This window comes from Variovorax sp. KBW07, assembly GCF_003852515.1.
GTDB lineage: Bacteria > Pseudomonadota > Gammaproteobacteria > Burkholderiales > Burkholderiaceae_C > Variovorax.
Window position 1 is genome coordinate 1 of sequence record NZ_QAJK01000180.1, and the last position, 22,887, is coordinate 22,887.

Below are 22,887 nucleotides of genomic sequence, written 5' to 3' on the forward strand. Positions count from 1 at the left end.
AGTACCCGGTGTCAGTCGCACGCACCCCGAATGAACCCGCACCCGCTCCCAAACAGCAGCGCCACAAGCACCCAGGAACGAAACACGCGGCGGAGCCCCTGACATGGACGACCCCACACTCACCTTCGACAGCCACCGGCGCCGCCTACAAGGCATCGCCTACCGCATGCTCGGCTCCGTCGCGGAAGCCGAAGAAGTCGTGCAGGACGCCTGGCTTCGCTGGCACGACGCCGACAAGAACAGCTTCGACAGCGCCGAAGCCTGGCTCGTCACCGTCGTCACCCGCCTCTCGATCGACCGGCTGCGCGCCGCAAAGGTCCAGCGCGAGCACTACATTGGCCCCTGGATGCCCGAGCCCACGCTCACTGACGGGCCCGACACCCCCGAGCAGCTGCTCGAACGCGCCGACAACATCTCCGTCGCCTTTCTCGCCGTCCTCGAGCGCCTCGCGCCCGAGGCCCGCGCCGCCTTCCTGCTGCGCGAAGTGTTCGACGCCGACTACGACGAAGTCGCCCGCACCCTCGGCAAGAGCGAGGCCGCGTGCCGGCAACTGGTGCACCGTGCCAGGCTGCAGGTGCAGGAGGCGCGGCCGCGTTTCAGCGTGCCGCGCGAGACCCACCAGCGCCTGCTGCGCGCCTTTGCCGATGCGGCAGCCCGTGGCAGCCTGCAGGACCTCAAGGCACTGATGGCGGAAGACGTCGAGCTCATCGGCGACGGTGGCGGCAAGGTCCAGACCTTCAGCAAGATGCTGCGTGGCAGCCAGCGGCTGGCGCAGCTTTACTACTCGCTCTGGCGCCGCATGGGCTCTGGCGTGCGCATGGAACTGGTCGACATCAACGGCGAGCCCGGCATGCTGCGCTTTCTCGATGGCGAGCTGGAGTCGGCGCAGACCTTCGAGATCGAGAACGACCTCATCGTGCGCATCCGCGCGCAGCGCAATCCCGACAAGCTGGCGCGCATCGCGCAACTTTTTCCGAAATAGCCGGGCGCGCGCGTCACAGGGCGAACGCGGCGCCCGTCTTCAGTGGGCAGGCAACAGATTTTTTGTCGTTCTTAACCCCCTGGAGAAACCCATGAACACCACCGCCCGTCTCAACTGGTTCAAGCTCGCCCCGAAGTCCTTCGAGGCCATCCTTTCCGTCAACGCCACCCTCGAATCGACCACGCTCGGCAAGAAGCTGGTCGACCTGGTCTTTGCCCGCGTCTCGCAGATCAACGGCTGCGCCTTCTGCCTGGACATGCACGTGCGCGACCTGCGCAAGGAAGGCGAAGAGTGGCAGCGCATCAACAGCCTGCCGACCTGGCGCGAAGCCGGCTTCTACAGCGAGCGCGAGCGCGCGGCCTTTGCCTGGGCCGAATCGCTCACGCGGCTGGCCGACAACCACGACACGCGCGACGCCGAATTCGAAGCGCTGAAGGCGCAGTTCAGCGATCTCGAAATCAGCGAGCTCACGATCGCCATCGCGCAGATCAACACCTGGAACCGCATCAATGTCGGCATGCGCATTCCGGTCGCGGCCAAGCCGCTGGACTGAGCGCGAAACGAAGAAAGAAAAAAGAAAGAAAGAGCGAACGACCGTCTAGCGGCGTTCGACCACCATCGGCGCGATGCGCAGGCTCTCGCGCAGTTGCGTCACGGCTTCGCCGGCTGCATTGCGCGAGGGGAACGGCCCGGCCTGCAGGCGGTGCGTGCCGGCCTCGCTGAACACGCGCAGCTGCGGTGCCAGCGAAGGCAGGCCACGCGCGGCCTGGCCACGCAGGGTTTCCGCGCCATCGCGTTCGCGGAACGCGCCGAGCTGCACCCAGAAGCCCGTTAGCGCCGCGGACGAGGCCGATGCGCCCGCGGCGGGCGTCGGTGATGGTGACGACGAAGGCGCAGCCTGCAGCGGCGCCAGGTCCGTCACCATGATGGCCGGCCGCGACGGCGGAATGGACGGCGGCGACTGGGCCGATTCCGGCTCGGCCCCCGGCGGCAGCGTGGCGGCCATGGGCGTTTGCGGCACCACCGGCATCGTCGATGCGGGCGGCGGCATGTCGTCGTTGTTGTTCGTGGCGACCGGTGTCGTCCACTGCGATGGCACGGGCACCGGCTGTTGCTGCAGCTGTGCGTTCGTGATGCGCGGCGACGCAACCCGCACGGGAACAGCCGGGACAACCGGCGCAGCCTGCGCCACCGGCACGGGCGCCGCAGAGGCATACGCCGTTCCGTTGTCGCGCCGCCATGCGCCAGTGCGAATGTCTTCGTTGGTGATGCGCTCGATCTCCACCGGCGCCACGCCGCGCAGCAGGTCGAGCTTCAGCGCGGCGGTGTAGCTCAGGTCGATCACGCGGCCATCGACGAATGGCCCGCGGTCGTTCACCCGCACGACCACCTCGCGGTTGTTGGCCGGGTTGCGCACGCGCACGTAGCTCGGCAGCGGCAGCGTCTTGTGCGCGGCCGTCATGGCGTACATGTCGTAGGGCTCGCCGCTCGAGGTCGATGCGGCGTGGAACTTGCGGCCGTACCACGAGGCCAGCCCCGACTCGCGAAACGGCCGGTCGTCGGTGATCGGCGCATAGCCGCGGCCCAGCACCGTGTAGGGCTTGCTGGTGCCGCCGCTGGTGCGGATGGGTTCGATGCGGGGCTCGGCGTCGGGCACGCGGTCCAGGTCCGGCGGAATGTTGGTGCCGGGGCCGTCACGGCCGCCTAGAGCGCCGCCGCCGCCACTGCCACCACCGCCGCGTGTGCCGCTCGCGCAGCCGGCGAGAAGGACGGCGACGGCAACCGCGCAGGCCGCCAGCGCGGTGGTCGTCCGGGTGCGGGCGTCGTCAGCCAAATACGGCCTTCCACAGTGCCAGCATGGCTTCGCGCTCGGCGGCCAGTGCGGGCGGGGTGACCTGGGTCGGTTCTTCGTTCAGGCGCGCGCGATGCTGCACGCGGCGCAGCTCGCGGTAGGCGCGCGCCGCGCTGCGGCCCACGCCTTCGGGCAGCAGCCCGGCCAGTTCAGCGCGCAGCAGCAGCGCAATGTTGCCCAGGTTGGGAATCAGCTCGGGGTGTTCGCCCGACGACGACAGCACCAGGAACTGCACCGCGAACTCGGCATCGACCATGCCGCCGGGGCTGTGCTTCACGTCGAAGCGGTCGGCCTTCACCGGCCGCGCGCCGCGCAGCTTGTCGCGCATCGCGATGATCTCGGCCTTCAGCGCCTCGCGATCGCGCGGCGCCACCAGCACGGCCTCGCGCACCTGGTCGAAGCGCGCGCCCAGTTCGGCGCCATGGTCCGCGCTGCCGAGCACGAAGCGCGCGCGCGTCATGGCCTGGTGCTCCCAGGTCCACGCGGTGTTGCTGCCTCGGCCCAACTGGTACTTTTCGTAAGCCTCGAAACTGGTGGTCAGCAGGCCCGAGTTGCCGTTGGGCCGCAGCGCGGTGTCGATCTCGAAGAGGTCGCCTTCGCGCGTCTTCACGGTGAGCCAGTTGATCAGCTTGCGCACGTAGGCCGCATAGACCTCGCCGGCGCGCTCGTCGTCATCGTCGTAGACGAACACGATGTCCAGGTCGCTGCCGTAGCCCAGTTCTTTGCCGCCCAGCTTGCCGTAGCCGATGATCGCGAACTGCGCCACCTCGCGGTGGCGGTTGCGCACGTGTGGCCAGCACCAGCGGGCGGTCACGCGCAGCGTGGTGTCGGCCAGCGCGCTCAGGTCGTCGGCCACCTGCTCGACGGTGATGCGGCCATCGACGTCGCGCGCCAGCGTGCGGAACACTTCGGCATGGTGGGCGTGGCGCAGCAGGTTCAGCAGCCGCTCTTCGTCGGCCTCGCCGGTGCGGGTGAGCGAGGTGTGGCGTGCTTCGAGCTCGCGTTCGAATTCTTCCGCCACGAAGCGGCCCGACAGCATTTCGTCGCTGGCCAGTTCGTCGATCACGCCGGGGTGCTGCATCAGGTAGCGCGCGGGCCACTTCGCGGCGCCCAGCAGGCGCAGCAGGCGCTCCTGCACGGCGGGCCGCTCGACCAGCAGCGCAAGGTAGCTCTCGCGGCGCATCAGCGGCTCGATCCAGTCGGCCCAGCGCATGGCGGCATCGACGTGGCGCGGTGTCTGTCCCGCGCCGTCGCCGTCGGGCTCCTTCAGCCATTGGCCGGTGCGCTGCACCAGCTGGCGCAGCCGCCCCCGTGTTTCTTCGCGCAGGGCGAGCACGCGCGGTGTTTCGCACCAGTCGCGGATGCGGTCGGCAAAAACGGGCGGCAGGTCGTCGAGCAGGTCGGCCAGCTCGGCGGGCGCGGCGGCCTTCTTGCCGTTGCATTTGCCGTTGCAGGGCTTCTCGCCGCCGAGCAGCTTGTCGAACTCCTGCGCGACGAATTCGCGGTGGGTGTCGAGCTGGGCCAGGAAGGGGCAGCAGTCTTCATAGCCCATGGTCTGGGCAATCCAGCGCAGGTCGTCGTCGGCGACCGGCAGCACGTGCGTCTGCTGGTCGTCCAGGTACTGGATGCGGTGCTCGACGCGGCGCAGGAACTCGTAGGCCTGGGCCAGCGCGTCGGCGGTTTCCTGCGGCATCAGGTTGGCGCGCGCCAGCCGCTGCAGCGCATCGAGCGTGGGCCGCGTGCGCAGTTCGGGGAACTGGCCGCCGCGCACCACCTGCAGCAGCTGCACGGTGAATTCGATCTCGCGGATGCCGCCGCGCGACAGCTTGACGTCGTTGGCGCGCTCGGGCCGTCCGGCACTGCGGCGCGCCGACTGCTCGCGGATCTGCCGGTGCAGCGTGCGCAGCGAATCGAACACGCTGTAGTCGAGGTAGCGGCGGAACACGAAGGGCAGCACCGCCCCGCGCAGGCCCTGGGCATGGCCTGCGAGCACCAGCTCGCGCGGCGCCACCACCCGGCTTTTCATCCAGGCGAAGCGCTCCCATTCGCGGCCCTGTACCTGGAAATATTCTTCGAGCGCATCGAGCGACACCACGCTCGGCCCCGAGTTGCCGTTGGGCCGCAGCGCCAGGTCGACGCGGAACACGAAGCCGTGCTCGGTGGTGTCGCCCACCAGCGCATAGATGCGCTTCACTGCGCGCGAAAAGTATTCCTGGTTGGCCAGCCGGCCCCGGCCATCGGCGTCGCCGGCGGTTTCGCCATCGACGTCGTACAGGTAGATCAGGTCGATGTCGCTCGACACGTTCAGCTCGCGCGCGCCGAGCTTGCCCATGCCGATCACCCACAGCTGGGCGCGCTGGCCTTCGGGGCCCAGGGGCGCGCCGTGCACGGCGTCGAGCTCGTGGCAGGCGTCGCCGCAGGCAATGTCCAGGGCCAGCTCGGCCAGCTCGGTGACGGCGGTGGTCACCACGGCCAGCGGGGCCTGCTCGTCGCAATCAAGAGTTACAAGCCGCTCCATCGTGAGCTGCCTCACAATCCGCAGGGCATCGCCGACGCTGTCCCCTCGTCGGCGCAATGCCTCGTAAGCCACTGTCATCGACTCGCGCCGCGGCGCACCTGGGGGAAGCAATGCAAGTTCGGCCGCATACCTGCGGCGCAGGCGCTGCACGAAGCGTGAGTAGGAAGAAGACGCGATCTGCACGATCTGCGTTGAAGTGGCTGGCAACTGGTTCACACTGATGCTGGTTTCCGTGGAACCCCTCTGAATGCTGGCGGTCATAATTCCTGACACAGCGCGATCCTTAATGAACGACACGGCGTCTCCCCCTTCACGTCTGCTCAAAATCACCGCTGTGACGGCGCGCTGGCTGTTGGGTCTGCTGATCGCTGCATGGCTCTTGCTGGCGCTGTCAGTCGTTGTCCTACACGCGTGGATTGTGCCGCGAATCGGCGATTTTCGCGGCGCACTGGAGGCACAGGCTAGCAAGGCCATCGGCGTGCCGGTCCGCATCGGATCGATCACCGCCCGCTCCGAAGGGCTTTTCCCGGCCTTCGAACTGCGCGACGTGGTGCTGCAGGACGCAGACAAGCGCGAGGCGCTGCGCCTCGTGCGCGTGGTGGCCAGCGTGTCGCCGCGCTCGCTCTGGCGCCTGAATTTCGAGCAGCTCTACATCGAGGGCCCGCAGCTCGACGTGCGCCGCGATGCTCAGGGAAAACTCCATGTGGCTGGATTGCACATGTCGACCGACACGACCGGAGAAACCCGCGGCGCCGACTGGTTTTTTGCCCAGCGCGAACTGGTCATCGAAGGCGGCACCGTGCGCTGGACCGACGAGCAGCGCAAGGCCGAACCCCTGCTGCTGACCGACGTGCGCTTCGTGGCGCGCAACGGCGGCCGCCGCCATGGCGTGCGGCTCGACGCCACGCCGCCGGCCGGCTGGGGCGAGCGCTTCTCGCTGCGCGGCCAGTTCCGCCAGCCGCTGCTGTCGATCCGCACCGGCCACTGGCAGACCTGGGACGGCCAGCTCTATGCCGACCTGCCCTACATCGACGTCACCCGGCTGGGCAACTACGTGTCGCTCGGTGCCCGCATCCGCGAAGGCAACGGCGCGCTGCGCCTGTGGGCCGACGTGGACGACGGCCAGATCGTCGGCGCCACGGCCGACCTGGGGCTCGACCGCGTCAACGTCGCGCTCGACAAGGACCTGCAGCCGCTGGTGCTGCGCGCGGTCACCGGGCGGCTGGCCGGCCAGCTCTCCGAGGAAACCCTGGAGTTCTCGACCACCGCGTTGCAGTTCGACACCAGCGACGGCCTGCGCTGGCCCGGCGGCAACCTCTGGCTGCAGCACACGCCGGCCAAGGGGCGCACGCCCGAGCATGGCGCTGCGCGCGCCGACCGTCTCGACCTGGCGGCGCTGGCCCTCATCGCCGACCGGCTGCCGCTGGGCGAGGCCACCCACAAGGTGCTCGATGCCTACGGGCCGCGTGGCCTCGTCGAGCACATCGAACTGAACTGGCAAGGCTCGCTGGGCGCGCCCGACAAGTACCAGGCCAAGGGCCGTGTGAGCGGCCTGCGCGTGGCCTCGCAACCGGGTGCCGCCGGCACCGCCTCGGCCCCCGCTTCGGCACCGGCGACCACTGCGACGGCCGGGACGACCGCGACCACTGCGGCGACGACGACCACCGCCACGGTCGCCTCGACCGCGACCGCAGCCGCGCCGGCGCCTCCCAAGGTCCACGCCGGCACGCCCGGCCTGAGCGGCGCCACGCTCGAGTTCGATGCCACCCACGCCGGTGGCACGGCCACGCTGGCCATTGCGCAGGGCACGCTCGAATTCCCGGGCGTGTTCGAAGAGCCCGTCATCCCGATCGACCGCCTCTCGACCCAGCTGCAGTGGAAGCTCGAGAACGGCAATGCGCAGCTGCAAATTTCCAAATTGCGCTTCGCCAACGCCGACGCCGAGGGTGACGCCGAAGCCAGCTGGCGCACCAGCGACCCGGCCACGTCCAGCAGCAAGAGCCGCTACCCCGGCGTGCTCGACCTGCAGGGCAAGCTGACCCGCGCCGACGGCACCCGCGTGTTCCGCTACCTGCCGCTCGACATCCCCCAGCACACGCGCGACTACGTGCGCGACGCCGTGACCAAGGGCACCGCCAGCAGCGTCGATTTCCGCGTGCGCGGCGACCTGCACGACATGCCCTTCAAGGACCCGAAGTCGGGCGATTTCCGTATCGCGGCCAAGGTGGCCGACGTCAACTACGCCTATGCCCCGCCGCCGGCGAGCACCACGCCATCGCGTGGCAGCAATGGCATGCCGCCCCGCGTATGGCCGCCGCTCACCGGCCTCTCGGGCGAGCTGGTGTTCGAGCGCGACGGCATGCTGGTGCGCAACGCGCGCGGCCGCCTGGCCGGCACCAACGGCGTCGAGGTGACCAAGGCCGAAGCGCAGATTCCCGAGCTGTCGCACCACGCGCAGGTGCTGCGCGTCGATGCCCAGGCCAAGGGCCCGCTTGGCGAGGTGCTGCGCGTGGGCGCGCCGCTGGCCGGAGAAACCGGCGAGATCATGCTGCGTGCGCGCGCCACCGGTTCGGCCGACTACAAGCTGCACCTCGAACTGCCGCTCGCGGCCATGGACAACGCCAAGGTGCAGGCCACCGTGACGCTGGCCGACAACGAGCTGCAGGTGGTGCCCGAAGCACCCAACTTCACGCAGACCAAGGGCACGCTGAACTTCACCGAAACCGGCTTCTCGCTGGCCGGCGTGCAGGCACGGCTGCTGGGCGGCGACATCCGCATCGAAGGCAAGGGCCGCTTCACCGGCCCCAACCGCGAAGTCGCGCTGAAGGCACAGGGCACGGCCACCGCCGACGGCCTGCGCAACGCGCGCGAGATCGAATGGCTCTCGCGCCTGGCCAGCAAGGCCAGCGGCAGCACGCCCTTCGCCGCCACTTTTTCGGTGCGCGACGGCGCGCCCGAGTTCTCGCTCACCAGCAGCCTGCAGGGCATGGCCCTGCAACTGCCGCCGCCGCTCGTCAAGACCGCCGAAGAGCAGATGCCGCTGCGCATCGAGAAGAAGGTGACCGCGCGCGAAACCCGCCAGGGCGTGGGCACGGCCACGCAAGACCAGCTCACGCTGGACCTGGGCCGCGTCGGCGCCATCCAGTACGTGCGCGATATTTCCGGTGCCGAGGCGCGCGTGCTGCGCGGCAGCATCGGCTTCGGCCTGACCGGGGGCGAGACGGCCAGCCTGCCCGACAAGGGCGTGTTCGCGAACGTCAACATCGTCAAGCTCGACACCTCCGCATGGCAGGCGCTGCTGGGCTCGGCCGTGAGCAATGCTGCCGACAACGCGGGTGGCACGGAGCGGGCCGACGACCCCGCCCTGGCCTACCTGCCCACCCGCATCGCGGTGCGCGCGCAGCAACTGGGCGTTGCCGGGCGCACGCTGCACAACGTGGTGCTGGGCGGCACGCGAGACGGCGCGCTCTGGCGCGCCAACATCGACGCCACCGAGCTCAGCGGCTATGCCGAGTACCGCCACACGCAGGCCGGCCGGCTCTACGCGCGGCTTGCACGGCTGAAGATCGCGCCGAGCGAAGCCACGCAGGTCGAGGCCCTGCTCGACGAGCAGCCCGGCACGCTGCCGGCCCTGGACATCGTGGTCGATGACTTCGAGTTGCTCGGCAAGCGGCTCGGCTGCGCCGAGATCGATGCGGTCAACCGCGGCGGCGCGGGCCGCGAATGGGCGCTCAACAAACTGGGCTTCACCATGCCCGAGGCCAGCTTCTCGGCCAAGGGCACCTGGGCCGCCATTCCCGGCGCCGCGGCCGCACAGCGCCGCACCGCCATGACCTTCAAGCTGGACATTGCCGACGCCGGCGAACTGCTCGGGCGCTTCGGCATGCCGGGCGTGCTGCGGCGCGGCAAGGGGCGGCTCGAAGGCGACGTCAACTGGCGCGGCTCGCCGTTCTCGCTCGACTACCCGAGCCTGAGCGGTCAACTGCAGGTCGATGTCGAATCGGGCCAGTTCCTGAAGGCCGACCCCGGCCTGGCCAAGCTGCTCGGCGTGTTGAGCCTGCAGGCGCTGCCGCGCCGGCTCACGCTCGACTTCCGCGACGTGTTCAGCCAGGGCTTTGCCTTCGACTTCATCCGTGGCGACGCGAAGATCAACAAGGGCATCGCCAGCACCAACAACCTGCAGATGAAGGGCGTCAACGCCGCCGCGCTGATGGACGGCTCGGCCGACATCGTGCGCGAGACGCAGAACCTGCGCGTGGTGGTGGTGCCCGAGATCAACGCCGGCACCGCCGCGCTGGTGGCCACCGCCATCAACCCGGCCATCGGGCTGGGCACCTTCCTTGCGCAATGGGTGCTGAGCAAGCCGCTGTCGGCGGCGGCCACGCAGGAGTTTCATGTCGAAGGCACCTGGGCCGACCCCAAAATAACGAAAGTGCCGCGTTCCCTGCAACTGCTGCCCCAGAGCATTCCGTCCATGCCAGGCCTGCCCTCCCTGCCTGCCTTGCCGGGCCTGCCGGGTTCATCGCGCGCGGACGACGGCAACAAAACGGAGACCACGCAATGAAAGTCGCAGCCATCCAGATGGTGTCGGCCATCGCCCGCGAAGCCAACCTCGCACGCGCCCACGACCTGCTCGCGCAGGCCGCCGCAGCCGGTGCCGAATTGGCGGTGCTGCCCGAATATTTCTGCATGATGGGCGCGCGCGACACCGACAAGCTGGGCCTGCGCGAAACCGCCGGCGCGGGCACCGTGCAGGGCTTCCTGGCCGACGCGGCGCGCGAGTTCGGCCTGTGGATCGTCGGCGGCACACTGCCCATCGAGAGCACCGACGCCGAGCACGTGTTCAACAGCTCGCTGGCCTTCTCGCCCGAGGGCAAATGCGTGGCGCGCTACGACAAGATCCACCTGTTCTTCTTCGACAACGGCACCGAGCGTTACGACGAACGCCGCGTCATCGCGCCGGGCGCCGAGCCCGTCGTGTTCGACCTGCCCTCGCGCGACGGCCACAGCTGGCGCGTGGGCATGAGCGTCTGCTACGACCTGCGCTTTCCCGAGCTGTACCGCGCGCTCGCCAGACAAGGCGCCGACCTGCTGCTGGTGCCCAGCGCCTTCACCCATACCACCGGCGCAGCCCACTGGGAGGTGCTGCTGCGTGCCCGCGCCATCGAAAACCTGGCCTGGGTGGTGGCGCCCGCGCAGGGCGGCACGCACGAGAACGGCCGCCGCACATGGGGCCAGTCGCTGGTCGTCGACCCCTGGGGTTCGGTGGTGGCGCAGCAGGCCAGCGAAGAAGGCGTGGTGCTGTTCGACATCGACGCCGCGCAGGTCGCGCGCACACGCACCCAGCTTCCCGTTCTCTCGCACTGCGTGCTCTGACGTGTCGGCCCTGCCGTCCGACGTCGGCCCCGGAGTCGACCCCGAAGTCCCGCAACGCCGGCAGGCGCCCTTGTCGTTCGCGCGGCTGCGTTCGCTCTGGCAGCGCTGGTTCCTGTGGCTGCTGCTGGCGGTGCTGGTGTCGGTGCTGCTGGTCACGGTGGTCTGGCTCGCGGGACGGCACGAGGTCGAACAGGTGCAGGCCGCGCTCGACCGCGACACCGCCGACGCCGTGTCCGACCTGCGCAGCGGCTTCCAGCGCAACGCGCAGAGCCTGCGCGCCTCGCAGGTGCCGGGCATGCAGCGCGCGCAATGGTCCGACACCGCCGCCGCATTGCTGCGCGAGCACCGCGAATGGCTGCGGCTCGAATGGCGCGATGCATCGCTGCGGCCCGTGGAGGCCGTCAACACGCCCTACCGCATGCGCATCCTCGACGAGGCCACGCGCGGCCCCGAGCAGTCCGACGTGGCGCTGGCCTGCGCCGCCGCCCGCAAGCTCGGCGCACCGGCCTACTCGCCCAGCCACTACGTGCCCATCTCCGGCGGTGGCGGCGTCGAGGTGATGGAGCTGTGCGTGCCCATCGATGCCGGCGGCTACCTCGTGGCCAGCTATTCGCTGCGCGATGCGCTCATCGAGCTGGTCGGCCCCACGCTCACGCGCGGCCAGGAAGTGGCCTTTACCGAGGCCGACGGCACGCGGCTGGTGGCGCTGGGCACGTCGCGCCGCACCGGCACGCGCGTGTTCACCTCGCAGCAACTCATCGACCTGCCCGGCGCCGCGCTCATGCTGCGCGTCGATGGCTGGCGCGCCGCGCCCGACCTGTTCCCGAACATGCTGACGGCGCTGGTCACGGCCATCTCCATTGCGCTGGTGTCGGTGCTGGTGCTGCTGGCGCGCGACACGCGGCGGCGGCTGCGCGCCGAGCGTGACCTGGCCGACGCGCTGGCCTTTCGCAAGGCGATGGAAGACTCGGTCATTACCGGCCTGCGCGCGCGCGACCTGCAGGGCCGCATCACCTACGTCAACCCGGCCTTCTGCGAGATGGTCGGCTTCAGCCCCGAAGAACTCATGGCCGACGCCGCCGAGGCGCCCTACTGGCCCACCGAACTGGCGCATGAATACCAACAGCGCCAGGCGCGGCGCCTTGCCGGCGGCATGCCGCCGCGCGAGGGCTTCGAGTCGGTCTTCATGCGCAAGGACGGCACGCGTTTTCCGGTGCTGATCTTCGAGGCGCCGCTGATCAACGCGCACCGCGTGCAGACCGGCTGGATGAGCGCCTTCATCGACGTGAGCGAGCAGCGCCGCATCGAAGAGCTGTCGCGCGCCAGCCAAGAGCGCCTGCAGGCCAGCGCGCGCCTGGCCACCGTCGGCGAAATGGCATCGCTGCTGAGCCACGAGCTCACGCAGCCGCTGGCCGCCATTGCCAGCTATGCGAGCGGCTCGCTCAATCTGCTGGGGCCCAACACCACCGGCGACCAGGGCGAGGTGGCCATGGCCGTGAAGCGCATCGCCGAGCAGGCCGACCGCGCCGGCCAGGTGATTCGCAGCGTGCACGACTTCGTGCGCCGCCGCGACCGCACGCGCGAGGCCGTGGCGCCGCAGGCGCTGATCGACGCCATATTGCCGCTGGTGCGGTTGCAGGCGCGCAAGCTCGGCGTCATCATCGAAGTGGTGCTCGAAGACCGCCTGCCCGCTGCCATGTGCGACCGCACGCTGGTCGAGCAGGTGCTGCTCAACCTGGCGCGCAATGCCATGCAGGCCATGGACAGCCCCGACAACATCGGCAGCCGCGTGCTGCGGCTGCGCGTGGCGCGCGCCGTGGCGGTGGGTGGCACGGGCCAGGAAGACGGCCGCCGCTGGCTGGAGTTTTCGGTGGCCGACCTGGGCTGCGGCATCAGCGAGGAAGTGGCCGAGCGGCTCTTCACGCCCTTCTTCACCACGCGCGCCGACGGCATGGGGCTCGGCTTGAGCCTGTGCCGCACGGTGGTGGAGCAGCATGGCGGCGCGCTGATGTTCGAGCCCAACCGTCCGCGCGGCACCGTCTTTCGATTCACGCTTCCGGCGGCTGCCTGACGCGTCGCTCTTCTTCTTTCAAAAAATTCTCCCGCTGGACCTGATGGCATGCAACCGCTGATCGATGGCTTGATCTTTATCGTGGACGACGACGCCAGCGTGCGCGAGGCACTGGCCTGGCTGCTGCGCTCGCGGCGCCTGGCCTCCGAGCACTTTGGCAGTGCCGAGGCCTTCGAGCAGTTCCTGGCCGAGGGGCCGCTGCCCGAGCAGCCGCTGTGCCTGCTGCTGGACGTGCGCATGCCCGGCACCAGCGGGCTGGTGCTGTTCGACCGGCTCGTGGAGCGCGGCCTGCTGGCCGCGATGCCGGTGATTTTCCTGACCGGCCATGCCGACGTGCCGACGGCCGTCGATGCGGTCAAGCGCGGTGCTTTCGATTTCTGCGAGAAGCCGTTCTCGGACAACGCCCTGGTCGACCGCATCGAGCAGGCGCTGGGCGCGTCGCTGCGGGCCCTGGAGGCGCAGCGCGTGCACCGCGGCTTGGTTGACCGCATCGCCGAGCTCACCGACCGCGAGCGCGACGTGATGCGGCTCGTGGTCGAGGGCCTGCCGAACAAGCTGATCGCCGACCAGCTCGCGATCAGCGTGCGCACGGTGGAGGTCCACCGCGCGCGCGTGTTCGAAAAAATGGAAGTGAAGTCGGCCGTCGAATTGGCGAACCGACTTCGGGACCTCTAGAAGAAGGTCAGGCCTTTTCCGCGACGAAGATTTCGACGCGGCGGTTCTGGGCGCGGCCTGCGGCCGTGTTGTTGTCGACCAGCGGTTCACGCGAGCCGCGGCCGTCGGTCGTGATGGCGGTGGTCGACACGCCGCGTCCCACCAGGTGGTTGCGCACGCTGTCGGCACGGCTCACCGAGAGGCGTTCGTTGCCTTCTTCGCTGCCCACGTTGTCGGTGTGGCCGACCACGCGCACGCTGACGGCGGTGGCGGTCTTCAGGCCTTCGGCCACCTTGTCGAGCACCTGCGCCAGGTTGCGCTTGACGTTGGAGCGGCCCGTGTCGAACGACAGCTCGTTGGGAATCACCACGTGAAGCTGGTTGTCGGTGGTCTGCTCGATCACCACGCCCGTGCCCTTGGTCGAAGCTTCCAGGTCGGACTTCAGTGCGGCCAGGCGCGCTGTCCAGCTGTTGGCGGGCGCGGCCGGCTGGGCCGCCGCCGCGGGCTGTGCCGGCGGCGTCGACTGCGAAGCGCAGCCTGCGATGAACATCAGCGCAGCCGCGGCTGCCCCCGAAACAAGAAGCTTCCTCATGAGTTTTCCCTCTCTCTATGGACCAATGAAATGACGACGGGAGCCGGCCGTTCGAAGCGGCCGGCTTTCCCGGTGGATGCGCTCAGCGGTTGCTGGCGCCGATGCGGCCGATCAGCCTCGCGGACCGCGCTCGCCCACGTAGATTTCGACGCGGCGGTTCTGTGCCCGGCCGGCGTCGCTGTTGTTGTCGGCCACCGGCTCGTGCGAGCCGCGGCCTTCGATGCGGAAGGCCGCCGCGTTCACGCCGCGCGCCACCAGGTAGTCGCGCGTGCTGGTTGCGCGCTCGACCGACAGCGGGTTGTTGATGGCGTCGGAGCCGGTGCTGTCGGTGTGGCCGATGATGCGCACCTCGGCGTTCGGGTTGTTGCGCAGGCCGCTCGCGAACTGGTCGAGCACCGGTGCGAAGTTCGGCTTGATGTTGGCGCGGCCCACGTCGAACGACACGTCGCTGGGAATGGCCAGCTTCAGCTCGTTGTTCTGCGTTTGCGTCACGGCGACGCCGGTGCCTTGCGTGGCGGCTTCCATCTGGCGCTTCTGGTTTTCCATGCGCTGCGACCACAGGTAGCCGCCGAGCGCGCCGGCTGCAGCGCCGACCACCGCGCCCGTGCCGATGGCACCGCGGTTGCCGCCCGTGGCCGAGCCGATGGCGGCGCCGCCGAGTGCGCCGATGCCGGCACCGATGCCGGTGTTGCGTTGGGTGTCGGTCATGCCGCCGGCGCAGCCGGACAGAACGATGGCCGTGGCGGCGGTGGCGAGTACGAATTTTTTCATGGCGATCCCTTTCAAGGACGGTTGAATCAGGCGGGCCACAGCTTAGCTCCCGGACGTGCCCCGATGGTACGGGTTCATAGCCCTACGGAAAATAAGAAAAGTTTCGCCATCGCGCATGAATGCTGCGATGATTGCTACTAAAGTAATAGCAAATTAGTGCTTATCCGACACGCGGGTGCGGCGCCGGGCTACACGAACATTTCACGGTTTCGGCGGCGGATTCCGATCCGTGCCCTGGCGGTCGTCGCCGGCGTCGGGTTCGTCGTGCAATTCACCCTTCTTGCGGCCGGAAAACATGGTCCACCAAATGATCAAGACGAACACGAGTCCCGCGGCGAGGGCTTCAAGCAGAATCAAACCCATGAGAAATGGACTCCTGTGGACGGTTGGGCTGGTGATCGTAGCAACGCTGGCCGGCTGTTCCGTCGGCCCCCGCGTGCCCGACGCGCCCACCCGCCCTTCCGTCATTGCGCCGCCTCGCGACCTCGGGCCGCTGACCGGCTCGCTCGCGCATCCCAAGAGCCGCTGGGTGCCCGTCGGCTGGTCCGAGTTGCCGGGCTTCGGCGAAGACCCGCTGCATGAAGCCTGGATTGCGCTGCTCGCCAATTGCGCGCGTCCCAATGCCGCTTTTGCGCCGCTGTGCCGCGACGTGCGCCAGCTCACCATCGCCACCTCCGAAGAGCAGCGCCAGTGGATGACCGACCGGCTGCAGCCTTACCGCATCGAGGCGCTCAACGGCCAGAGCGAAGGCAAGCTCACCAGCTACTACGAGCCGGTGTACGACGCCTCCCGCGTGCCCAACGCCACCTACAACGTGCCGCTCTACCAGGCCCCTGAAGGCCTGGTGCCCAAGCGCCCCTGGTACACGCGCCAGGAAATCGAGACCCTGCCCGAAGCCCAGGCTGCGCTGCGCGGCCGCGAGATCGCGTGGATGGCCGACCCCATCGACGCGCTGATGCTGCACATCCAGGGCTCCGGGCGCCTGCGCATCACCGAGGCCAACGGCTACCAGCACACCGTGCGCGTCGCCTTCTCGGCCACCAACGAACAGCCATACCGCAGCGTGCAGCAATGGCTCATGAGCCAGGGCGTGGGCAAGGTCGGCAAGTGGCCCGACGACACCAAGGCCTGGGCCGTGCAGAACCCGCAGCGAGTAACGCAGTTGTTGTGGAGCAACCCGCGCTACGTGTTCTTCCGCGAAGAGACCATGAGCGAGGTCGATGCCGCCTTCGGCCCGCGCGGTGCGCAAGGCGTGCCACTCACGGCGGGCCGCTCGATCGCCGTCGACCGCGAGAGCATTCCCTACGGCACGCCGGTGTGGCTGGCGTCCAGCGGCCCGGCGGCGCAGCTGCAGAAACTGGTGGTGGCGCAGGACACGGGCAGCGCCATTCTTGGCGCCGTGCGGGCCGACTACTTTGCCGGCACCGGGGCCGATGCGGGCCGGCTCGCGGCCAGCGTGAACCAGCCCTTGCGGCTGTGGGCGCTGTGGCCGCGGCAGTTGCCGGCGCCTTGAAACGCGCGCGGTTTGCCGCGCCGACAAAAACTACTTTTCTCAAGTGTGATCCACGCCCGTTCCCGGGCGTGTCGTCATCGTTCTGTCATGAGCGATGCATGGCTTCGTCATGGACGCGAACTAATGTCTCGGTCCTGACGGGGGGCTGACTTTTGGCCTCACGACGGCCCTCTCCACGATCACCGGGAAACAACAAATGTCCGATTCCTCCAAGGCGCCCAGCGCCTCCCGCCGCCATGCCCTGAAGTTGCTGGGCGCGGCCCCGATGCTCCCGCTCGGCGGCGTTGCCTTCCTCACTGCCTGCGGTGGCGGTGGCAACGGCACAACTTTCTTCCCACCCATCGTGCCGCCCCCCGCGCCGCCTGCACCGCCCGCCAATTTCGTTTCTGCGGAGTTCACCGGCATGGCCGCCCCGACGTTGTCCGATGCGGCCGCCATGGCGACCACCACGGTTGGCTCGACCTTCAAGGTGTCGTTCGACAACGGCACCTCCACCGAATACAAGCTGGCGTACCAGCCCTTTTTCAAGACCGGCGACATGGTGTCCGACGGCAAGGGCGGCCAGATCCTGGCCGGCGGTTACTACAACATCAAGAACGAGCCGATCCTCGACACGTCGGTGCCCGGCAAGGAGCGTCACTTCTTCTCCGACAGCCCTGACGGCACATCGTTGCTCTCGCTGCCGAATGCCAATGTGCCTGGCGTCAAGGGCAAGCCGGTGTTCGCGGTGGTCCAGTTCGAGTACGCGACCCGCACCCTGGCCGGCGCCAATGCCGTCACCAAGGCAGAAATGGATGCCACGAGCGCCTACGGCACGCTGCCGTCGCCTATTGCCGTGCTCACGCTCGACCAGGACCAGACCACCGGCAAGCTGAGCCTGGTCAAGTACCACAACGTCGACATGTCCTCGGCGCACGGCCTGTGGATCACCTGTGGTGCAAGCCTGTCGCCCTGGAACACCCATCTGTCGAGCGAAGAGTACGAGCCCGACGCGACCACTGTCGCGAGCAACGCCGTGTTCAAGGCCTACAGCCAGAACGTGTTCGGCGACCCGACCAAGGCCAACCCGTACCACTACGGCCACCTGCCTGAAATCACCGTGAACCCCGACGGCACCGGCACCGTGAAGAAGCACTACTGCCTGGGCCGCATCTCTCACGAGCTGATCCAGGTCATGCCCGACAACCGCACCGCCATCATGGGCGACGACTACACCAACGGCGGCTTCTTCATGTTTGTCGCCGACAAGGAAAAAGACCTGTCGGCCGGCACGCTCTACGTGGCGAAGTACGACGCGGGCTACTCGATCGACCCGGCGGCAGCCGCCACCAAGATGTCGTGGATCAACCTCGGCCACGCCACCAGTGCCGAGATCGAGAACCTCGCCAATACGCTGACGTTCGACAAGATCATCGACGTGGCTGTCAGCGATCCGGCCGACATCACCTACAAGAAGATGTTCCTGGACGGCAAGCAGAACTGGGTGCGAGTGAAGCCCGGCATGGAGAAGGCCGCCGCCTTCCTCGAAACCCATCGCTACGCCAACATCAAGGGCGCCAGCATGGCCTTCACCAAGATGGAAGGCACCACCGTCAACATCAAGGACAAGGTGGCGTACTCCGCGCTGCAGAACATCCAGAACTCGATGGTCAAGGGCGGCACGGGCTGGTCGGCGGCCACCGACATCGCACTGCAGGATCCGCTCGTTGCCGGCGGCGTGATGGCGCACAACCTCGCGGGCGGCCAGAAGGACACCGACGGCAACGCCATCAACAGCGAATGGGTGCCGGCGCAGACCCGCGCGCTGATCGTCGGTGAAGATCTGAAGACCCCCGACGCCCTGGGCAACACCTCGAACCCCGACAAGATCGGCAATCCCGACAACATCAAGTTCTCGGAAAAATTGCGCACCCTGTTCATCGGCGAGGACAGCAGCAGCCACGTCAACAACTTCCTGTGGGCCTACAACATCGACACGAAGAAGCTGGCGCGCATCATGTCGATCCCGGCGGGCGGTGAGTCGACGGGCCTGCATGCCGTCGACGAGCTCAATGGCTGGACCTACATCATGAGCAACTTCCAGCACCCAGGCGACTGGGGCACGGGTCCCTCGAAGACGGCTGCGGACGGCCTGCACGGCAAGGTCTACACCACGCTCGACCCGCTGGTGCGCGCGAACTACAAGGACCGTTTCGCTGCTGCCGTCGGCTACCTCACCGCCGACCCGATCCAGCCGAAGCTCTCCAAGTAAGCCCTCGAGGCTTCTTCAGTCAAGACGGCGCTGTCGGCAACGGCAGCGCCGTTTTGTATCTCACCTGCTTCAACGCAAAGCTCGACCGGATCTTCTCGATCCCCGGGATCGGCGTGAGCTGCTCCATGATGAATTTCTCCAGCGCCGCCATGTCGGCCACGGCGATGCGGATCAGGTAGTCGCGGTCGCCCGTCATCAGGTAGCACTCCATCACCTCGTCGTGCTCGGCGATGCGCTGCTCGAAGTCGGCCAGCGAATGCTTGCTCTGTGTCTTCAGGCTGATCGAGATGAACACGTTCAGCCCCAGGCCCAGCGCCTTGGGGCTCACCAGCGCCACGTAGCGGTCGATCACGCCGCCCGCTTCGAGCGCCTTCACGCGGGACAGGCAGGGCGAGGGCGACAGGTGCACGCGGCGCGCCAGTTCCACGTTCGACAGCGCGCCGTCGCGTTGCAGCTCGTCGAGAATGCGCAGGTCGATGGCGTCGAGTTGCATGAAAATGCCGCACAAGTTGAAAGTGGCGAAATTTTATGCTGCGACGCCCGCATGGAATTGCCCGCGCCGGTAGCCAATTCTTCTCATGCCGGCCTAAAGTGCCGGTATGAACGCCCCGATGTCCGCCGACCAGATGCGTGCCTTGCTGCTCGATACGCCGCTTGCGCACGACCCCGATCCCGCAGAGACCGCCGAGTGGCGCGACGCCTTCCTGGCGCTGGCGCAAACGCACGGTCCGCAGCGCGCACGCCAGATGCTGGTAGAGCTCGCCCGCCTTGCGCGGCAGCAGCGCATCGGCTGGCAACCCGAGCTTGCGACGCCGTACGTCAACACCATCGCGGCGGAAGACCAGCCGCCGTTCCCGGGTGACCTCGCGGTCGAAGAGCGGCTGGCTTCGCTGATGCGCTGGAACGCGCTGGCCATGGTGGCGAAGGCCAACCAGGCCTATGGCGAGCTCGGTGGCCACATCGCCAGCTACGCCAGCGCGGCCGACCTGTTCGAGACCGGCTTCAACCATTTCTTTCATGCGCGCAGCGACGCGCACCGTGGCGACCTGGTGTTCTTCCAGCCGCACAGCGCGCCCGGCGTGTACGCCCGTGCGTATCTCGAAGGCCGCTTGAGCGAAGAAGACCTGAAGCACTACCGCCAGGAGCTCACCGCGCCGGCCTTCGTCGATGGCAGCGGCGCGCGCGGCCTGTGCAGCTATCCGCATCCGTACCTGATGCCGGACTTCTGGCAGTTCCCCACCGGCTCGATGGGCATCGGCCCCATCAGCTCGATCTATCACGCGCGCTTCATGCGCTACCTCACGCACCGCAACCTGCTCGATTGCGAGGGCCGCAAGGTGTGGGGCGTGTTCGGCGACGGCGAGATGGACGAGCCCGAGTCGATGAGCGCATTGACGCTTGCCGCGCGCGAGAAGCTCGACAACCTCGTGTGGGTGGTCAACTGCAACCTGCAGCGCCTCGATGGCCCGGTGCGCGGCAACGGCCGCATCATCGACGAGCTCGAAAAGCTGTTCGCCGGCGCGGGTTGGAACGTCATCAAGCTGGTGTGGGGCAGCGACTGGGACGGCCTGTTCGCGCAAGATGTGAGCGGTGCGCTGGCGCGCGTGTTCGCCAACACCGTCGACGGCCAGATGCAGACCTTCGCCGCAAAAGACGGCCGCTTCAACCGCGACAACTTCTTCGGCCAGAACCCCGAGCTCGCGCGCCTGGCCGAAGGCATGACCGACGAGCAGATCGACCGCCTGAAGCGCGGTGGCCACGACCTCGTGAAGATCCATGCCGCGTATGCCGCGGCGGCTGCGCACAAGGGCCAGCCCACCGTGATCCTGGCCCACACCAAGAAGGGCTACGGCATGGGCAGCGCGGCCCAGGGCAAGATGACGACGCACTCGCACAAGAAGATGGGCGACGTCGACCTCATCGAGTTCCGCGACCGCTTCAACCTGCCGTTGACCGACGCGCAGGCCACCGCGATGGACTTCTTCCGCCCCGCCGAAGACAGCGCCGAGATGCAATACCTGCGCAGCCACCGCGCCGCGCTCGGTGGTGCCATGCCGCGCCGCGAGACCGCGTGCGACGTCGTGCCCAAGCCCGACATCGCGAGCTACGCGCAATTTGCGACGGCCGCCGCCGGCAAGGAAATGAGCACCACCATGGCCTTCGTGCGCATGCTGGGCAACCTCCTGAAAGACAAGGCCCTGGGCCCGCGCATCGTGCCCATCGTGGCCGACGAGGCGCGCACCTTCGGCATGGCCAACCTGTTCAAGCAGGTCGGCATCTATTCGAGCGTGGGCCAGCGCTATGCGCCGGAAGACATCGGCTCGGTGCTGAGTTACCGCGAAGCCACCGACGGCCAGATTCTCGAAGAGGGCATCAGCGAGGCCGGCGCGATTGCGAGCTGGACGGCCGCGGCCACCAGCTACAGCGTGCATGGCCTGGCGATGCTGCCGTTCTACATCTACTACTCGATGTTCGGCTTCCAGCGCGTGGGCGATGCCATCTGGGCTGCCGCCGACCAACGCGCGCGCGGCTTCCTGCTCGGTGCCACCTCGGGCCGCACCACGCTCGGCGGCGAAGGCCTGCAGCACCAGGACGGCAGCAGCCACCTGGTGGCCGCGACCATCCCCAACTGCAAGGCCTACGACCCGGCCTATGCGGGCGAGATGGCGGTGATCGTCGACGCGGGCATCCGCGAAATGATGGTCGAGCAGAAAGACGTTTTCTACTACGTCACGCTCATGAACGAGAACTACGCGCAGCCCGATGTGCCTGAAGGTGCGGAAGGCGACATCCTGCGTGGTTGCTATCGCTTCGGCGTGTATTCGCCGGCTGCATCGGCTGCAGGAAAGGCAAAGCAGAAAGTCACGCTCATGGGTTCGGGCGCGATCCTCACCGAAGTCGTCAAGGCCGCGCAGTTGCTGGCCGACGAAGGCATCGAGGCCGAAGTGTTCAGCGTCACGAGTTGGAGCGAACTGGCACGCGACGGGCTGGCCTGCGAGCAGCGTGCACTGGCCGGTGAGACGGGCGAAGACGCCGGCACCGCCTTCATCGCGCGGCAGCTCGGCAAGGGCAGCAAGGCCCCGATCGTCGCTGCCACCGACTACGTGCGCGCCGTGCCCGAGAGCGTGCGCGCCTTCCTGCCCGAAGGCCGCCGCTACCTCACGCTCGGCACTGACGGCTTCGGCCGCAGCGACACGCGCGCCGCGCTGCGCCAGTTCTTCGGCGTGGACGCCGCGAGCATCGTGCGGGCGGCGCGCCACGCGCTTGGCTGATCGATAGATCGATAGCTTGCCGCGCGGTTGCGGCCGTGCGCGGCAGCCCATGTGAAGTGAAGCAGCGGTGCGCGGGCGGGCCTGCGTTAGAGTCGCAGGCCCCACCGTCCCCGCGCCCATGACCGCACGTTTTCAATCCCTCGCCCCCGCCGTTCGCCTGGCCGACCAGGTGGCCGATGCGTTGGCGGCGGAGGTGCGCAGCGGGCGCCTGTCGGAGGGTGATCGCCTGCCGACCGAGGCCGCATTGGCCGCGCAGTTCGGCGTGAGCCGCACGGTCGTGCGCGAAGCGGTGTCGCGGCTCAAGTCGCTGGGGCTGGTCGATTCGCGCCAGGGCAGCGGCGTGTATGTGCGCGCCGCGGTGGTCGAGCCGCTGCGCTTCGAGATGCCGCACGTGGCCTCGCGCGAAGCGGTGATCCAGATGGTGGAGCTGCGCCGCGCGCTCGAAGCAGAGGTGGCCGCACTGGCCGCCGAGCGGCGCACCAAGGCCGACCTGCGCCGCATCCGCGAGGCCATCAAGGCGCTGCAGGCGGCGGTGGCGGCCGGCGGCAACGGCGCGGACGAAGACGTGCGTTTTCACCGCGCCATCGCGGAGGCGGCATGCAACCCGTTCCTGATCGGCACGTTGCAATATCTGCGGCAGTTCCTTCACGGCGCGACGCGCGTCACGCGGGCGAACGAGGCGCGCCGTGCCGATTTCGCGAGCCAGGTGGCGCAGGAGCACGCACTGATCGTGGAGGCGATCGAGGCGGGCGACGTGGCGGGCGCACGCGAAGCAGCGAAGGCGCACATGGACAACGCGATACGCCGCATCGAGCAGGCGGATTCGTCGTTCTGGCAGCAGGAAGGGGATCAGCTTGCGCGGCCTCTTGTCGAAAAGGGCTGGCCGGCGGGGGGGTGAGCTTGTGTCGTGGCTCGGGTTCGGGCGCGGGTGCGGGGTCATTCTTGGTTTGTGCGACTGACACCGGGTACTTCCCTCCGCGAATGTCCCCCGCTTCGCTCCTCCTTTATTTCGCTGCGGGAAGCACCCGATGCCCT

The 22,887-nt window shown here is 68.3% G+C and carries 16 protein-coding genes; 10 read left to right on the top strand and 6 right to left on the bottom strand.

The annotated features are described in order from the left end of the window. Positions 1–103 precede the first annotated feature (103 nt). Positions 104–982: an RNA polymerase sigma-70 factor gene (locus DBV14_RS30040; RefSeq protein ID WP_124465066.1), complete on the top strand. Its 879-nt coding sequence runs from the start codon at positions 104–106 to the stop codon at positions 980–982. A gap of 91 nt (positions 983–1,073) precedes the next feature. Further along, positions 1,074–1,535, top strand: coding sequence for a carboxymuconolactone decarboxylase family protein (locus tag DBV14_RS30045; RefSeq protein ID WP_124465068.1), 462 nt, complete (start codon positions 1,074–1,076; stop codon positions 1,533–1,535). Between the two features lie 45 nt (positions 1,536–1,580). Here the strand turns inward: DBV14_RS30045 and DBV14_RS30050 are convergent, their stop codons facing one another. Both DBV14_RS30050 and glnE read right to left on the bottom strand, forming a co-directional pair. Beyond that, complete coding sequence (locus tag DBV14_RS30050; protein ID WP_124465070.1) at positions 1,581–2,816, bottom strand: septal ring lytic transglycosylase RlpA family protein; 1,236 nt, start codon at positions 2,814–2,816, stop codon at positions 1,581–1,583. Further along, on the bottom strand, positions 2,809–5,613 hold the full coding sequence (gene glnE, locus DBV14_RS30055; RefSeq protein ID WP_124465072.1) for a bifunctional [glutamate--ammonia ligase]-adenylyl-L-tyrosine phosphorylase/[glutamate--ammonia-ligase] adenylyltransferase: 2,805 nt from the start codon (positions 5,611–5,613) through the stop codon (positions 2,809–2,811). The genes DBV14_RS30050 and glnE overlap by 8 nt, the downstream gene beginning before the upstream one ends. Positions 5,614–5,638: 25 nt before the next feature. On the opposite strand from glnE, the gene DBV14_RS30060 reads away from it, so the two are divergent. The 4 genes from DBV14_RS30060 to DBV14_RS30075 all read left to right on the top strand — a co-directional run bounded on the left by DBV14_RS30060 (position 5,639) and on the right by DBV14_RS30075 (position 13,474). After that, positions 5,639–9,916, top strand: a complete 4,278-nt coding sequence (locus DBV14_RS30060) for a YhdP family protein (protein ID WP_124465074.1) — start codon at positions 5,639–5,641, stop codon at positions 9,914–9,916. Beyond that, complete coding sequence (locus tag DBV14_RS30065; RefSeq protein ID WP_124465075.1) at positions 9,913–10,728, top strand: carbon-nitrogen hydrolase family protein; 816 nt, start codon at positions 9,913–9,915, stop codon at positions 10,726–10,728. Before DBV14_RS30060 ends, DBV14_RS30065 begins: the two co-directional genes overlap by 4 nt. Positions 10,729–10,798: 70 nt before the next feature. Continuing rightward, a complete protein-coding gene (locus tag DBV14_RS30070) occupies positions 10,799–12,799 on the top strand; it encodes a nitrogen regulation protein NR(II) (protein ID WP_124465093.1) in 2,001 nt (666 codons plus the stop codon). 48 nt (positions 12,800–12,847) lie between these two features. Next, a complete protein-coding gene (locus DBV14_RS30075; RefSeq protein WP_124465077.1) occupies positions 12,848–13,474 on the top strand; it encodes a response regulator transcription factor in 627 nt (208 codons plus the stop codon). Positions 13,475–13,481: 7 nt separating this feature from the next. On the opposite strand, the gene DBV14_RS30080 is transcribed toward DBV14_RS30075, so the two are convergent. The 3 genes from DBV14_RS30080 to DBV14_RS33540 all read right to left on the bottom strand — a co-directional run bounded on the left by DBV14_RS30080 (position 13,482) and on the right by DBV14_RS33540 (position 15,179). Continuing rightward, complete coding sequence (locus DBV14_RS30080; protein WP_124465078.1) at positions 13,482–14,045, bottom strand: OmpA family protein; 564 nt, start codon at positions 14,043–14,045, stop codon at positions 13,482–13,484. 111 nt (positions 14,046–14,156) lie between these two features. Further along, on the bottom strand, positions 14,157–14,816 hold the full coding sequence (locus tag DBV14_RS30085) for an OmpA family protein (protein WP_124465080.1): 660 nt from the start codon (positions 14,814–14,816) through the stop codon (positions 14,157–14,159). Positions 14,817–15,017: 201 nt separating this feature from the next. After that, the gene (locus DBV14_RS33540; RefSeq protein WP_185546173.1) at positions 15,018–15,179 is read right to left on the bottom strand and encodes a hypothetical protein; all 162 of its coding nucleotides are present in this window, start codon (positions 15,177–15,179) and stop codon (positions 15,018–15,020) included. On the opposite strand from DBV14_RS33540, the gene DBV14_RS30090 reads away from it, so the two are divergent. Together DBV14_RS30090 and DBV14_RS30095 are read left to right on the top strand one after the other, a co-directional pair. Further along, on the top strand, positions 15,178–16,329 hold the full coding sequence (locus DBV14_RS30090) for a murein transglycosylase A (RefSeq protein WP_124465083.1): 1,152 nt from the start codon (positions 15,178–15,180) through the stop codon (positions 16,327–16,329). The genes DBV14_RS33540 and DBV14_RS30090 overlap by 2 nt on opposite strands. Positions 16,330–16,525: 196 nt before the next feature. Next, positions 16,526–18,580 (top strand): PhoX family phosphatase, encoded by a 2,055-nt coding sequence (locus DBV14_RS30095; protein WP_124465085.1) that lies wholly within the window; start codon positions 16,526–16,528, stop codon positions 18,578–18,580. Positions 18,581–18,599: 19 nt separating this feature from the next. Here the strand turns inward: DBV14_RS30095 and DBV14_RS30100 are convergent, their stop codons facing one another. Continuing rightward, complete coding sequence (locus tag DBV14_RS30100) at positions 18,600–19,073, bottom strand: Lrp/AsnC family transcriptional regulator (RefSeq protein ID WP_124465087.1); 474 nt, start codon at positions 19,071–19,073, stop codon at positions 18,600–18,602. A gap of 106 nt (positions 19,074–19,179) precedes the next feature. Here DBV14_RS30100 and mdeB point away from each other — a divergent pair, with 106 nt between their 5' ends. Further along, a complete protein-coding gene (gene mdeB, locus DBV14_RS30105) occupies positions 19,180–21,852 on the top strand; it encodes an alpha-ketoglutarate dehydrogenase (protein WP_124465089.1) in 2,673 nt (890 codons plus the stop codon). Between the two features lie 118 nt (positions 21,853–21,970). After that, positions 21,971–22,750: a FadR/GntR family transcriptional regulator gene (locus DBV14_RS30110; protein WP_124465091.1), complete on the top strand. Its 780-nt coding sequence runs from the start codon at positions 21,971–21,973 to the stop codon at positions 22,748–22,750. The last annotated feature ends 137 nt before the right edge of the window (positions 22,751–22,887 follow it).

Bases quoted from the DNA above. Each gene is read 5' to 3' on its own strand.
- DBV14_RS30040 (WP_124465066.1), top strand. From the start codon at position 104: ATGGACGACCCCACACTCACCTTCGACAGCCACCGGCGCCGCCTACAA.
- DBV14_RS30045 (WP_124465068.1), top strand. From the start codon at position 1,074: ATGAACACCACCGCCCGTCTCAACTGGTTCAAGCTCGCCCCGAAGTCC.
- glnE (WP_124465072.1), bottom strand. From the start codon at position 5,613: ATGACCGCCAGCATTCAGAGGGGTTCCACGGAAACCAGCATCAGTGTG.
- DBV14_RS30060 (WP_124465074.1), top strand. From the start codon at position 5,639: ATGAACGACACGGCGTCTCCCCCTTCACGTCTGCTCAAAATCACCGCT.
- DBV14_RS30065 (WP_124465075.1), top strand. From the start codon at position 9,913: ATGAAAGTCGCAGCCATCCAGATGGTGTCGGCCATCGCCCGCGAAGCC.
- DBV14_RS30075 (WP_124465077.1), top strand. From the start codon at position 12,848: ATGCAACCGCTGATCGATGGCTTGATCTTTATCGTGGACGACGACGCC.
- DBV14_RS30080 (WP_124465078.1), bottom strand. From the start codon at position 14,045: ATGAGGAAGCTTCTTGTTTCGGGGGCAGCCGCGGCTGCGCTGATGTTC.
- DBV14_RS30085 (WP_124465080.1), bottom strand. From the start codon at position 14,816: ATGAAAAAATTCGTACTCGCCACCGCCGCCACGGCCATCGTTCTGTCC.
- DBV14_RS30090 (WP_124465083.1), top strand. From the start codon at position 15,178: ATGAGAAATGGACTCCTGTGGACGGTTGGGCTGGTGATCGTAGCAACG.
- DBV14_RS33540 (WP_185546173.1), bottom strand. From the start codon at position 15,179: ATGGGTTTGATTCTGCTTGAAGCCCTCGCCGCGGGACTCGTGTTCGTC.
- DBV14_RS30095 (WP_124465085.1), top strand. From the start codon at position 16,526: ATGTCCGATTCCTCCAAGGCGCCCAGCGCCTCCCGCCGCCATGCCCTG.
- DBV14_RS30100 (WP_124465087.1), bottom strand. From the start codon at position 19,073: ATGCAACTCGACGCCATCGACCTGCGCATTCTCGACGAGCTGCAACGC.
- mdeB (WP_124465089.1), top strand. From the start codon at position 19,180: ATGAACGCCCCGATGTCCGCCGACCAGATGCGTGCCTTGCTGCTCGAT.
- DBV14_RS30110 (WP_124465091.1), top strand. From the start codon at position 21,971: ATGACCGCACGTTTTCAATCCCTCGCCCCCGCCGTTCGCCTGGCCGAC.